Origin of the sequence: Planktothrix sp. (assembly GCF_046067725.1) — a bacterium.
Taxonomy (GTDB): domain Bacteria; phylum Cyanobacteriota; class Cyanobacteriia; order Cyanobacteriales; family Microcoleaceae; genus Planktothrix.
This window is the reverse complement of sequence record NZ_JBJUDF010000228.1, coordinates 1-14014: the sequence shown is the minus strand read 5'-3', so window position 1 is coordinate 14014 and position 14014 is coordinate 1. Positions and strand designations below refer to the sequence as shown.

General features: G+C 37.5%; 14 protein-coding genes. 3 read left to right on the top strand and 11 right to left on the bottom strand.

The features are described from left to right. Positions 1-270, top strand: a 270-nt coding sequence (locus ACKPEB_RS14095) for a GNAT family N-acetyltransferase (RefSeq protein WP_408965559.1), incomplete at its 5' end; no start/stop codon positions are given. A gap of 21 nt (positions 271-291) precedes the next feature. Next, a complete protein-coding gene (locus ACKPEB_RS14090) occupies positions 292-735 on the top strand; it encodes a GNAT family N-acetyltransferase (RefSeq protein WP_408965558.1) in 444 nt (147 codons plus the stop codon). A gap of 14 nt (positions 736-749) precedes the next feature. Here the strand turns inward: ACKPEB_RS14090 and larB are convergent, their stop codons facing one another. The 8 genes from larB to grxC all read right to left on the bottom strand — a co-directional run bounded on the left by larB (position 750) and on the right by grxC (position 9402). After that, complete coding sequence (larB, locus tag ACKPEB_RS14085; RefSeq protein ID WP_408965557.1) at positions 750-1526, bottom strand: nickel pincer cofactor biosynthesis protein LarB; 777 nt, start codon at positions 1524-1526, stop codon at positions 750-752. 17 nt (positions 1527-1543) lie between these two features. Further along, complete coding sequence (locus tag ACKPEB_RS14080; protein ID WP_408965556.1) at positions 1544-3310, bottom strand: ABC transporter substrate-binding protein; 1767 nt, start codon at positions 3308-3310, stop codon at positions 1544-1546. A gap of 60 nt (positions 3311-3370) precedes the next feature. Next, a complete protein-coding gene (ispF, locus tag ACKPEB_RS14075; protein WP_408965555.1) occupies positions 3371-3853 on the bottom strand; it encodes a 2-C-methyl-D-erythritol 2,4-cyclodiphosphate synthase in 483 nt (160 codons plus the stop codon). 63 nt (positions 3854-3916) lie between these two features. After that, a complete protein-coding gene (locus ACKPEB_RS14070; protein WP_408965554.1) occupies positions 3917-5785 on the bottom strand; it encodes a pyruvate kinase in 1869 nt (622 codons plus the stop codon). A 240-nt stretch (positions 5786-6025) separates the two neighbouring features. Continuing rightward, positions 6026-6217 carry a hypothetical protein gene (locus ACKPEB_RS14065; RefSeq protein WP_408965553.1) on the bottom strand — a complete coding sequence of 64 codons (192 nt, stop codon included), beginning with the start codon at positions 6215-6217 and terminating at the stop codon, positions 6026-6028. A 458-nt stretch (positions 6218-6675) separates the two neighbouring features. Continuing rightward, positions 6676-7794, bottom strand: a complete 1119-nt coding sequence (locus tag ACKPEB_RS14060; RefSeq protein ID WP_408965552.1) for a Gfo/Idh/MocA family protein — start codon at positions 7792-7794, stop codon at positions 6676-6678. A 240-nt stretch (positions 7795-8034) separates the two neighbouring features. Then, positions 8035-9015, bottom strand: coding sequence for a glutathione synthase (gshB, locus tag ACKPEB_RS14055; RefSeq protein ID WP_408965551.1), 981 nt, complete (start codon positions 9013-9015; stop codon positions 8035-8037). Between the two features lie 129 nt (positions 9016-9144). Further along, complete coding sequence (gene grxC, locus ACKPEB_RS14050) at positions 9145-9402, bottom strand: glutaredoxin 3 (RefSeq protein ID WP_408965550.1); 258 nt, start codon at positions 9400-9402, stop codon at positions 9145-9147. Between the two features lie 166 nt (positions 9403-9568). Here grxC and ACKPEB_RS14045 point away from each other — a divergent pair, with 166 nt between their 5' ends. Then, the gene (locus ACKPEB_RS14045; RefSeq protein WP_408965549.1) at positions 9569-11017 is read left to right on the top strand and encodes a trypsin-like serine protease; all 1449 of its coding nucleotides are present in this window, start codon (positions 9569-9571) and stop codon (positions 11015-11017) included. Between the two features lie 21 nt (positions 11018-11038). Here the strand turns inward: ACKPEB_RS14045 and ACKPEB_RS14040 are convergent, their stop codons facing one another. The 3 genes from ACKPEB_RS14040 to speB form a co-directional block, all read right to left on the bottom strand. Further along, positions 11039-11938 (bottom strand): 2OG-Fe(II) oxygenase, encoded by a 900-nt coding sequence (locus ACKPEB_RS14040; RefSeq protein ID WP_408965548.1) that lies wholly within the window; start codon positions 11936-11938, stop codon positions 11039-11041. Positions 11939-11997: 59 nt separating this feature from the next. Further along, positions 11998-12537 carry a thioredoxin family protein gene (locus ACKPEB_RS14035; RefSeq protein ID WP_408965547.1) on the bottom strand — a complete coding sequence of 180 codons (540 nt, stop codon included), beginning with the start codon at positions 12535-12537 and terminating at the stop codon, positions 11998-12000. A gap of 178 nt (positions 12538-12715) precedes the next feature. Beyond that, positions 12716-13636 carry an agmatinase gene (gene speB, locus ACKPEB_RS14030; RefSeq protein WP_408965546.1) on the bottom strand — a complete coding sequence of 307 codons (921 nt, stop codon included), beginning with the start codon at positions 13634-13636 and terminating at the stop codon, positions 12716-12718. Positions 13637-14014 lie beyond the last annotated feature (378 nt).

Here is a 14014-nt window from a genome sequence, read left to right as displayed (position 1 = left end):
TCTCGGTATCCATATTTATCAAATTTAGCGGTGCATCCTCAATATCGCCAGCAAGGAATTGCTCAACAATTACTGATATCTTGTGAACAAACAGCCCAACGTTGGGGCTTTTCTAATGTGTATCTTCATGTTCTGGAAAATAACCGCCAAGCCAAACGACTTTATTACAAACTGGGTTATCGATTAAAAGACATTGATTCGGGTTGGGATTCGCTGTTATTTGGACAGCCTCGACGTTTATTTTTACAAAAAAAAATTGGGAATTTTTAGGAGTAAGAGAACAGGAAACAGATGAATCCTAATTCAGAAACTATAATTCGTTCAGTCGAAACTGATCAAGAACTTCAACAAATGTTAGATGTTCGTTGGTTTGTGCTTAGAAAACCGTTAGGCAAAGAAAAAGGAACAGAACAAGATGAGTATGAACAGGAATCATTTCAGGCTATTGCCATTAATCATAATAGAATCATTGGATGTGCAAGACTTAGAACCGTGTCCGCAATATTAGGAGAAATTGGTTTTGTTGCCGTACTTCCTGAATTTCAACATCAAGGAATTGGTCGAGAATTAATGCTAAAGTTAATTGAACAAGCGCGAACCGTAAATTTACAAGAAATTCGGCTTAAATCCCGATATTATTGTTTTGAGTTTTATCAAAAACTAGGATTTATACAATCCGGTGAACCCTTCGATTTTTTAGGCATTCTTCATATTCCTATGCTGCTTAAATTATAACAGAAAAAAGCAGTTTATTTTTGTTTTAATCGTTCTCCTAATCGTAAAATTTGACAGGCTAAAATAGCGGCTCCAAACCCATTATCAATATTCACAACACCCACTCCCGCCGCACAGGAATTTAACATGGTTAATAGGGGTGCTAACCCATTAAAACTCGCGCCATATCCCACGCTGGTTGGTACTGCAATGACGGGACAATCTGCTAAACCTGCAACAACACTAGGTAACGCACCTTCCATTCCTGCCACTACAATTAATACATCAGCATCCGCAATTAAATGCCAACTACTCAATAACCGATGAATTCCAGCAACACCGACATCCCATAACCGTTTAACTGTAAAACCGCATAAAGTTGCAGTAACGGCGGCTTCTTCAGCAACGGGTAAATCAGCCGTTCCCGCCGTTAAAATAGTAATGGTTCCCTTTGTCTGAGCTTCAGGGATTTGATCCGGTTTAATCGCGCAAATTTTCGCAATTTCATAATAATATAAATTTGGGATCTGAGCTTTTAATTTTTGGTAAACATCCGGTTCAATTCGAGTCGCCATAACAACTGGATTTTGCTGACGCATCACCTCAATAATTTTAATAATCTGTTCGGGGGTTTTATCTTGTCCCCAAATCACTTCAGGAAATCCGGTTCTCAATTTGCGATGATGATCAATTCTAGCAAAATCACCAACGGGTTCAAAATCGAAGTGTTTAATTTTATCTAAGGCATCCGTTGGGGTAATTTCACCGGATGCAACGGATTCAAGTAACTGTTGTAACGCTTCAGGATTCATGGGGATTCAAAAACTAATTATTCAGCAATTCTGAGTTCATATAAATTCCAAAATCCTCCCCCTAATGGCGTGAATTGAATGCCTTGAACGCGATTGCGAATCGCTTCAAAGGAGAGGGGATTAACCATATATAATAAAGGGACTTGTTCAGCCATAATTTTTTGAGCTTTGCCATAAAGTTCTTTCCGCTTTTTAGGATCAAATTCTTGGGACGCTTTCACAAATAAATCATCAATTTCTTGTTCCCAATCAGAAACTTGCCAACCTTTAATTTCTGGTTCTCCCGGTTGTGGCCCTTGGTTAAAGGTGTGTAACCGTCCATTTACTGACCAGATATTATAACTTCCATGAGGTTCAACTCCTCCTCCAGTAAATCCTCCTAGATAGGCATCCCAATTTCGGGAACTTGAAAGACGTTCAACTAAGGTATTAAAGCTGAGAAATAATAAATCGACTTCAATCCCAATTTTAGCCAAATCTTGGTTAATTTGAGTTGCCATTTGTTCCCGAATTTTTTTACCTGCACTGGCGATGAGGGTAAAGCGAACTTGATTCCCGTCACTATCGGTTAATTGTCCTTGATTATTATACTTAAATCCAGCATCAATTAACAGCTTTTTCGCTTTTTCTGGATCATAAAGATAAATTTTTAATCCTTCTTCTGGAGATAAATAAAAGGGACTTTGTACGGGAAGGATGGAATATTGTAATTCTCCTAATCCCAAATAAAGATTGTTTTTCATGACTTCCCGATTAATCGCATAATAAACGGCTTGTCGGAAGGCTTGATTATTAAACCATTTAGATTTAATCGGATCAACAAAGGGTTTACCTTGGGCATTTTTCCCTTGATTTAAGTTAAATGCCATAAACACAGTTCCCATATCTGGCCCTGCATTATAAATGGTAAATCTTCCTCGTCTTTCTTCGGGTTTTAGCAGGGGAAATGCTTCAGGTTGAATTTGTAACGTATCTAAAGAACCTGAACGGAAATTTAATAATTGAGTATCGGTACTTTCAATAATTTGCCAGACAATTTGTTCAATATACGGTTGCGGGTTTCCCTCTTTATCTTTGCGCCAATAATAAGGATTTCGTTGTAAAATCACCCGTTGATAGGGAGCATAACTTTGAATTTTATATTGACCATTGACCACAATTTCTTCGGGGTTGGTATTGGTTCCCCAAGTGGTTAAAAATTTAGGGTTTCCATCAGCATCTGTTTCGTTAATCGATGGTTTTAAAATATGAGCAGGTAAAATCGTTAGTCCGGCTACATATTGTAAAAAAGGTGCAAAAGGTTCCGCTACAGCAAATTCAACTCGACGATTATCTAATTTTTTAACGGTGGGAAAGGTTCGACTTTTTCCGACTCGCAAAATATCTTTAAAACTGGTCGGAATCTGATCATTCAAATAAATATCATTATAGGTAAAAATAATATCATCAACGGTGAAAGGTTTCCCATCTGACCACTTTAACCCATCTTTTAAGGTAATAATAATTTTTTGTTTATCTGGAGAAATTTGCCACGATTCGGCTAAACCTGATTGGGGAATTAATTCTCCGGTGACAGGATCTTCTTGAATTAAAGAATCATACAAATAACCAAATACATTATAAGCAGATTGACTCATCGGTGGATTAAACGTTGCTGGGCCGCTGGGAGTCGGAACCACCAACCGAGACGGAATTTGCGATTGAACCGCACTACAGGCGCTTAGAACCAGTGCTAAGAGGATGATTAATATCTTGTGTAACCTATGAGGTCGAAATAAGATCATAGAATGGGGAAAAGTAAGCGGTGAAAGGGGTTTAGAATTGATGTTTTAATCTTCTGAATTTTAATTAATTTTTTCTAATAAAGCGACTGCATAAGCCGCAATACCTTCTTCTCGACCAACGGGGCCTAATTTTTCATTCGTTGTTGCTTTGACTCCAATTTGATCTAAATTTAAGTTTAAGGTCATGGAAAGGCGCTCGCACATGGCACTAATATGAGGTTTTAATTTAGGACGTTCGGCGACAATGACAGAATCAATATTTCCGACTTTCCAACCTCGATCTAAAATTAATTGATTCACCTGTTTTAATAACACTAAACTATCCGCACCCTCCCATTTTTCATCGGTGGGTGGGAAATAATGCCCAATGTCTCCTAAACTTAAAGCGCCTAACATGGCATCCATAATGGCATGGGTTAAAACATCTGCATCACTGTGTCCTAATAATCCTAATTCATGGTTAATTTTAACCCCGCCTAAAATTAAAGCTCGTCCAGGGACTAATTTATGAATATCATAGCCATTACCAATGCGAATATTCATCAAATCTTGTTTCCTCTTCTAATCAATACTGTTTTTTATTTTACCATTAATGGGGATGATCTTTTATAAATCAGAAATACTTAACTTTCTTAACATTGAGGTTTTTTTGTCTTGGTGGGCTTGCATTCGTCTTAAAACATCACAGAGAAATTGTAATGCTTTATCGATATAAGCTCCTTTATTTAACATTACACATTCAGCCCGACTTCCCATCGCTGCATCGGTGACTTCGGCGCGAGATGGCATTCCTCCTTTTGCCATTGATTCTAACACCTGAGTTGCCCAAATTACGGGAATATGGGCGGCTTCACAAAGCCATAAAATCTCTTCTTGAACTTCCGAAAGTCGTTCAAATCCTAATTCAACTCCCAGGTCTCCCCGTGCGACCATTACCGCTAGGGGGGGATGTTGCATTGCGGTTAATAAGAGTCGCGGAAGTTGATCAAAAGCTTGTTGATTTTCGATTTTCAGAATCATCCCTAAATGATCGCCTTTAACCCGTTTTAATTCTATGATAAATTGTTCAATATCTTCAGGTTTTTGAACAAAAGAAAGGGCAACAATATCTCCATATTGAGCAATAAATTCTAAGTCTTGAATATCTTTTTCCGTTAAAGCTGGAAGATTTAAGGTTGTGTCTGGTAAATTAATCCCTTTTTCGCTTTTTAGTTTAGCCGTTCCATTGACAACAGAAGTAATTTCAACTCTAAATTGATGTTCAAATACTTCTCGAATTACTCCGGCTATTTTACCATCATCAAAAAAGATTCGTTCTCCGATTTTTACATCTCGGAAAACTTCAGGTACAGTACAACCAATACAAGCCGGTTCAATCTGATTTCCTTGGTCATCAAAAACAGCAGATTTGCCTAAAATTTCTCCTTTAATCACCATTAATGAATCCCCCTGAGTTAAACTAATCGCTTGAGGTTGGGGAGGAAGTTGTGTAATAGTATCTTTTGCGATTAATTTTTTACCTCGATACAGGGATAATTTGGTATTAGAAATAACATAGGCGGTTTTATCGCTTTCACAAATACAACTTGTCTTATTCACTTCTATCACATTTAAAAAGCGACGGCTTCCCCGGGTATCCGTTAACCGAATTTGATCACCAATTTTTGCTGATTCTAATAAATTTCCTTGAATTGGAATTACATAATTTTTATTTTCTACCGAATAAGGTTGAGTGCTAAAATGAATTTTTGCGGGTTTAATGAGTTGTCCTAAATCGTTGCGGATGGGTTTCCATTTAATGAATTCTAGTCCGGGTTGAATTTGTTCGGTGCGTAATTTTGGGCCAGCTAAATCAAAGGAAATGCGACAAGATTTTCCTAATTGTCGTTCGGCTGCACGTAAATTTAGGATCATTTTTTTCCAAGCTTCAGGATGATCATGGGCGCAATTAATTCGCATCACATTCATCCCTTGTTCTAATAAATTATAGATAATTTTAGGATCATTAGCGGCTTCAGTGGGAATAGTCACCATTACCCTCGTATTATGTTGTTTAGGACTAGGGCCTAATATTGCAACTGCATTTTCCGATAAAAGAGCACTTCCTACCCCAAAACTAATAGGAGCTTCCTGTTCTAATTCGGGCGGAATGGGTCGTTGTTCTAACCGATATAAGGCTCCTAGAACAGCATCTAAAGAAGCCATAACATGACCTTCTAAACGTCCTAAAGAGCTTAATCCTAATTGGATTAATTCACGCTGTAGTTCCCGCAAATCATGGCGACGAATGGCTAAATAATGAACTAAATTATAAGCACTTTCTCGACAGACTGGAGAAGTTTTTTGCAGCAAATCAGCGAGTTCTTCTTCTAAAGATATAGCGGTTTTTCGCAGTTCGGTTACTGAACGAATCGCTCTTTCAATCGTAATTGCACGAGAGATTTCAGCAGAGGTATATCGCTGTTGAGGTTTCATAGCTTTATCAGTTAAGTCCAGATGTAGATGACTGAATTCTGGACTTAACTTAAATTTTAGAGGGAAAATCCTTCCTAACGCAATCCTATTGTTAAAAAGTCTCAAAAAACTTAAAGATGATTAGGAATCCGCCAGAAAAATTACCAGGGAGACTGTAGAGATTTTCCGGTAAACGAAAGGTTAGGAAAAGTTTAAACTAAACTTAAACAGTTATTAAACTTTCTGGGGTTTTCCAGAGGTTTAAAAGGTCTGTGGAGAGGAATGGATAGACTGGACAGAAACAGGAGGGGACTGAACAGCAGCAACGCCAAAAAAGCCAAATAAAATCAGAAAGATACTGACAACATAACCTAAACCAATAATTGCGTAAGAATTGCCAATATTTTTGAGGAACTGTTTGATGACTAAAACATCGATGAGTAAGGTTTTCATGATTGTAACCTCCATAATTGGACTTAATAATCAGTAACGCTCAACCCACACAAGAGTGAGCACCCGGTTGACCCCCTTGGGTGATTTCACTATTGTTCTAATGGATGACTCTCTCGGAGGATGTTGCTATCTAATGGGAACTCATTAATATAAAACTAGCTGGCGTAGAAATGGAAAGAACTGCCACTCTGACTTTTGTGCTAGTTTTTTTGCAGCTATCGTACAATGAGTAAACTCTTGTCAGAGGAGTTGCAAACCTATAATACCACAATTGTTCTTAGATGAAGCGTTAAATTTAGTATTTTTATCGGCTTAGGATGGAGGAGTTCCAGATTAAAGCATCTAGGACAGAAGATTAAACCGTCAGGAATTAACTTATTTTTAAACTAAAGTTCACCTGAATTCTACGACTGTCCCGATGCGATATGGAATCTTGAAAATGATCAGTTGTTGGAGTTTTACTCAGCCATTAAAAAGGCATCAAAGGCAGGAATAGTAACCCAAGTTCCCGTTTGATTCGATTCATGGGTTAAATCCATTAACAGTTGAGAATACACTCCTTCTTTTAAGGAGGGTTCTAAACTTTTTCCTTGTGCAATTCCGCTTATCCATTGGTCAATGACGCGCATTAAAGGTGCTATTCGACCATCAGGATAAATACGCGGAAATTCTAAATGTTCTGGAATCGAAATTTCACTTAAAGGTTGACCTTTTTTACTTCCCCAGAGACGAAATCCATGCACATAATCCTGTTGATTATCACTACCTAAAATTAAGGTTCCTTCGCTTCCATACACTTCTACCCAATGTCCTCGTCCTTGATAGGTGACAGAACTTAAACAAACTTGACAAGGAGTACCATCTTCTAGTTCTAATATTAAGGTACAAATATCATCGGCATCAACTATTTTTAATTCTCCTCCAGCGTCAGGGTCAGAACGTAAAGGAATTGAAGTATTAAGTTGACTGCAAAGGCGTTTAATCGAACCAAATAACCAGGCAATATAATCAAAACTATGGGAACCAATTGCCCCTAATACACCTCCTCCTTTGTCTTTTTGAGCATACCAATTCCAAGACCGAGTTTCATCTGCACGACTGGAGACTAACCAATCAATTTTGATTAATCTTTTTTGACCCACATAATTATCGGCTAAGAGTTGGGCAAATTGTTGCCAAGCGGGAATGAAACGAAATTCAAAATCTAAGCTGGTGATACAGTTTTTTGATGCAGCTAGTTGATAGAGGTATTTAGCTTCTTGAACACTTAAGGTTGTGGGTTTTTCTAATAATAAATGTTTGCCCGCATCCAGAGCTATTTTAGCCATCTCAAAGTGTAAAAAGGGTGGTGTTGAAATGGCAACCCCTTGAACCTCTGGTAAAGCAACAATCTCATCAATGCTATTAAAAGCATGGGGAATATTATGACTAGAAGCGATGGCTTTTGCTTTTTCTAAATCTCGATGATAAACCGCTACAACTTCGGTTTTAGGATGGTCTTGAAAAGCGGGAATATGAACTTTTTTACCGAATCCTGTTCCAATTACAGCAATACCAATTTTTGTGTCTGTTGTCATTGTTTTTCCTTATTACAAAAATCTGGGTTTTAAGAACAACGTTAAAAACAACGTTTGTTGCAATCAGTCATCAAAATATTAGTCAAATTTTAACATAAAAAGCTATAGCAAGCCTAAATTATTCGTGATCGAAATCTGTAGGGGTTGGGTCTCCCAACCCTCTTTACTTCAACAAATTTGTCACGAGATGCAATCGCTTTAACTTTTGCCAATACTCCGAAAAATCGAACCTTATACCCGCTAAGATGACAAACGATTTTCAACTTGATGTTCGACCCATTCTATTACTGTTTTTCCTAAAGAAACTTTTTCTAATAAATCTATTTCTCGAATTCCCGTTGGACTGGTAACATTCACTTCTGTTAAATAGCCTCCGATCACATCAATTCCGACAAAATATAAGCCATCTTGAATTAATTTAGGGGCTAATTGTTGACAAATTTCATATTCTCGATTAGTAATTTCTGTTTGTGCGACTCGTCCGCCTACAGCCATATTTCCTCTAAATTCTTGACCTGTGGGAATGCGATTAACTGCACCGATGGGTTCTCCATTTAACAGAATAATTCGTTTATCTCCCTCCTTAGCTTCCGCTAAAAATCGTTGAATCATCACCGGATATAACCCTTGTTGGGTGCTAATTTCAATTAAAGAATTAAAATTGCGATCGCGAGCTTCTAAAAATAAAATTCCTTCTCCCGCTTTTCCGCCTAACGGTTTTAAAACGGCTGCACCTTCTTGTTCAACAAACTCTCGAATAACTTGTTTATCTCGACTAACAATTGTTTTCGGAATACAATCTTTAAATTGTAGCGCGTACATTTTTTCATTCGCTGTTCTTAACCCATCAGGAGAATTAATCACTAAGGTTTTTTGAGGGTTAATATAATCTAAAAGGTAGGTTGCATAAAGATAAGGAATGGTGACAGGGGGATCGGTTCGCATGAACACTGCATCCATATTTTCTAACGGTTGGAAGCTGGGTTTTTCCACAGAAAACCAAGGTTTAGCTACAACCCAATGATCACGCTCTCTCACAATTGGAGTCAAATTAACTGGTGTTAAAAGTGCCCAGGTTTGACCCTCAATAACATTCAGTTGATGCGCTTGTGTCACCCAAATTTCATGTCCTAAAACTTGTGCCGCTTCCATTAAAGCAACACTGCTATCATGACTGGGATTTAATTTTTCAATTGGGTCAATGATAAAGGCAAATTTCATCGTTATTTACACTAAAAAAGGTGAAAAAATGAGATAAAGATTAGAACAGAACAACAAGATTAAATCCTGGCATTTGCCAGTGTTACTGAATGAATAAGGATTGTCAAACTGCCAGGATTTAGGATAGAATTAATTTAATAACGGATCAAGTTTCCCTTGACGATCTAAGGCGTGAATATCATCACAACCCCCAATATGCTGATCATCAATAAAGATTTGGGGAACAGAACGACGGCCATTTGCTCGTTGTGCCATTTGATCTCGTGCATCTTCATCCCCATCAATCACATATTCAGTGAACTCTACCCCTTTCTTATTCAGTAATGCTTTAGCTCGGATACAGAAAGGACAGGTACTCCAAGTATAAATTTCAACGTTTGCTGCCATAGAGGATTCTGGAATTGAGACATTTTTATTTATGTTAATATAAATTAACCCTTTTACAAGATTATTCTAAAAAAAAATGAAGAAATCCAAGGTCTACCCCAATCCTATTCTAGTCTGAATCTTAAGACTATATCTCCCTCAATTACTTTAATTTCAGTTTAGCAAAATGTCAATTTCTTTCCCTGTGATCACTCCCCAACCTCGGATTTCTATTCCTAGCTCTAATTCTAACGATCCTGGTTATATTGTACAACCGGGAACAGGATTAGATGGTGTCGTCCAAATGGTAGGAATTGATAATCATACTTGTAGCGGAGCATTATTAACAACTGGACGTCATATTTTAACGGTTGCCCATTGTGTGACGGATGAATTTGGGGAACCGGATTATATTTCTGCTTCAGAATATACAGTTTATTTTGATTTACCTTCTGGACAAGTTGGTATTCCTGTTTCTCAAATTTATATTCATCCTGAATGGGATTCTGATATTAATTATAACAATGATATTGCTATTTTACAACTGTCTCAACCTGCCCCGGAAGCCGCCAATCGTTATGAAATTTATACAGGATTTGATGAAATCGGACAGACAATTCAAAAAGTAGGTTATGGGGAAATAGCGACAGGAAATTTAGGACAAAATGCCAATTCTGATCTGGTTTCAACAAAACGCATGGGCTTCAATCGTTATGATGCTTTTGGAGAATTATTTAATACTGATCCCTATGATTATAATATGCAGCAAGGGAAACAATTCGTTTATGATTTTGATAATGGTTTACCTCAAAATGATGCCTTTGGACAAGAATTTAACATTAATGATTTAGGATTTGGATTATCTGAAGTTAGCATTAGTCCAGGGGATTCAGGGGGGCCAGCTTTGATTAATGGCAAAATAGCAGGTCTAACCTCCACTGGTTTTCCTTCAGCGAAAGTGGGTATTGATGTTACTAATTCATTAGATTCTAGCTTTGGTGAATATGCGTCTGATACCAGAGTTTCGGTGTTTGCTGATTGGATTAATCAAATTATTAATCCTCCTGACTATAGCGGAAATGATCATAATATTGGTACAATTAATCATGATTTTCTGTATGGATATCAAGGAAATGATACCCTCCAAGGTTTACAGGGAGATGATCATTTATTTGGCGGGAAACAAGATGATCATCTTTATGGAGACGAAGGGAATGATAATCTTTATGGAAATTTAGGTTTGGATTTCATTTATGGTGGATTTGGAAATGATTTTTTAATGGGAGGTCAAGAGTCTGATTTTCTCTATGGAGAAGCCGGAAATGATACCTTAAGTGGAGATTTAGGAACTGATTATTTAACCGGAGGGCTAGATTCCGATTTATTTATTCTTTCTTTAGCTGATGCCAATTCAGATCCAACATTAGCTGATATTATTACAGATTTTGAACCTGCTTTTGATCAAATTGGATTAACAGATGGTTTAACACCTGCCAATTTAACCTTAGAATTATCAATAGATCCCTATTTATATTCATCAAAAACCCTAATTCGAGTCACAGGTTCAAATCAAATTTTAGGAATTGTTACTAATATTGATCCAGAGCAACTTCAAGATCGTTTTCTCTCGATTTGACAACTAAAACCCGTTAAAAATTCATTTTCTCACCCAACCATTAACCGTAAATCGACTATCCGCAAACTGTTGAGAAGAACAATAAACAGGTAAAACTTCGTGCATTAAACCGCTATAAAAAAAGATAATTCGATTATTTAAAGGTTCTATGGTTTGAACATTTTCTAATTTTGAATAGGCATATTGACCTTGCCATTGAGTATCATAAAGCAGTAATTCTCCCCCTGTAAAGGCTTTCGGTTCTCGATGGAAATAATAAACATAGGTTAACATCCGAGTTTCATCTCGTTCTGACCCATTATCATTATGAAGGCGGAAATAATGACCCTGATTATGGGCGGTCAGTTGAGCATCAATATGAGTAATGGGAAACGGTGGAATTTCTAGTTTTTCTAATGCTTTCCAGAACACAGCCCTAACTCGGTTTAGAATAATATCCGCAAATTCTGGAGAATAATATAACACTAAAGAATCTCGATGTTCGGGATAGTCTGGGGTATTGGTGGCAGGGCCAGTTAATTGATAATTTCCTTCTTGTTTGATAGCATAATCGAGAAGGGCTTGGTGTTCTTCTGGAGATAAAAAATTATCAATTTGCCAATATTTAATTTTAAAAATTTCTGCTTTGGGGGTAGGGGGTTGAGCCGGATTTTGAGCTTTAATAAAAATAGGAGGTTCTGTGATCACTCCCACTAAAGAATCACTGGAAAACCATAACGCTTGCTGCTGTCCATTGACCGGAATTTGAAAGAGTTTAGGGGGTTCATTTCGATTTTTTTCGGTTCGATGAACTACTGCATTTAATAAATTTAAAAGTAAAGGAGAATTTGAGGGTAATGTGATGTTATATTGATAGCCACCCAGCAGCAGTAACGTCACATTAATATCTTGAAGGGTTGGCGTTAATGTTGAATTGTTCATGTTGTATCGCAGGAGTTTAAACTCAGGAGTAAGATGCTTAACCTTATCCTACACTCGTTTTAATGCCTCCATTTAATCGAACATCCGATGGCATCCGTGTATTCTAGGGTAATGGGTTCGTTGTTGAGGAGTTCGGTTAAGGCATTTCTTAAATAAGGCTGGGTGACGGCTTCAGCAGCAGTTGGGCTATCATCAATTAAACCTCGATAACGCACAATTCCTTGATGATCTAATAAGAAGATTTCCGGGGTATTACTGGCACCAAAACAATGAGCAACATCTTGAGTAATATCTCGAATATAGGGGAAATTCAACTTTTGTTCTTCAGCAAAAATTTTCATATTCTCAAAACTATCATCGGGATATTGAGTAGCATCATTGGCATTAATTCCTACTAAAATGACTCCTTGTTCTTGATAGTCTTGTTGTAATTGTTTCAAACGGTTTAAATAAAACCGAACATAAGGGCAGTGGTTACACATAAAAATCACCACAACGGCTCGATATTCCTCTAAATATCGAGCTAAATGATGAACTTCATCATCAACACCGGGTAATTCAAAATCGGGAGCGTAGCTATTAATTAAAATCCCCTGCATAGTTGGTCTTTCCACTTTTTCAAAACAGTTTTCTTGGATTTACATTGAATCTTTTCTCAATGACAGGTTTAACCTGTAATATTGTTGCACCCATTTCTATTATAAATCTGATCAGAATCTTGAGTTGATTAAAGTTTGACCTTTAGGGTAAGAAGACTCTTACCCTAAAGGATTAGGATTAACCTTTAATCCATCCCTTAGCCGTTGCTTGATATCCAATTAATTTATAGGTTAACTTCGCAACGGTGAATTCAGAAACCACTGAATCAACCACTGGAGCTAATTCCATGACATCACAGCCTATGACATCTTTAGATTGAAATAAACGCTTTAAAAACGTGAGGGTAGAATACCAATTTAATCCGCCCGGTTCAGGAGTTCCCACCCCAGGAATTAAACTCGGATCAATCCCATCAACATCAATGGTTAAAAACACTTTTTCTGTCGGAATACTAGCGATCGCTTCTTCAATCCAATCCAAATTAAACGCCATTTCTCTTGCGCGAAAAACCGTTAAATTCTTCTCTTTAATTAAATCCGCTTCCTCTTGACAAATGGCTCGAATTCCCAGTTGTACCGTTGGTAATCCCATATTAACAATCCGACGCATGACACAAGCATGGCTATGAATTGTCTCTTCGTATTCATGTCTTAAATCACCATGAGCATCAATTTGAACCACCGTAAACGGTTCTTGATACACTTGGCAATATCCCTGTACAACTCCGGCGGTAATACTATGTTCACCCCCAATAGAAATGACAAATTTTTGCTCTTCAATTAACGTCTTGAGGGTTTGTTGAGTTACCCTCAACATTTCTTCTGCTGAAACCTTCTTTCCGTTGCGAGTATCTGCGATGGGAGCATGGGTGAAAATTCCAGCATCAAAACACACTTCTCGATCTAATTCTTCATCATAACATTCCAACTGATGAGAAGCTTTTAACAAGGCATCGGGGCCATTTTCACATCCCTTGCGATAGCTAGTGGTGGCTTCATAGGGAATGGGTAAAATTACAACTTTAGCTGTTTCGTAGTCAGGGACAATTTCAGAACCTAAAAAGTCTACAGCAGCAGTTGCAGGGAAAGTTGATGTCATCTTGAATTCTATCCGAGGCAATATTCAGTCAGCTAGTGCATGAAAGCAGAGGATTTTGCTCTCAGCAGTCATCCGTGAGCCAAAACCATTTAGGATTGAGGAATCAGAAGTTAATGATTAGGGCTACGCTGCACTAGGAGATTAACAATTTTTAATCTTGACACAAGAGGGGGACAATTGCTAACCGTGCAATTACGGAATTTATCAGTTTTAGCTAAAATTTTACAAAAGGTTTACTTATCTAAGATCTCGGTTTGAAGACTCCCGTTACACCCTTTGGGTTAACGGTGAGATGAAAAACCGAGCAACATACCCAGCGTAGCACGATATTTTAAAAACGCTTGACACCCAACTAGAAACTTGTGTTAGATTAGGTTT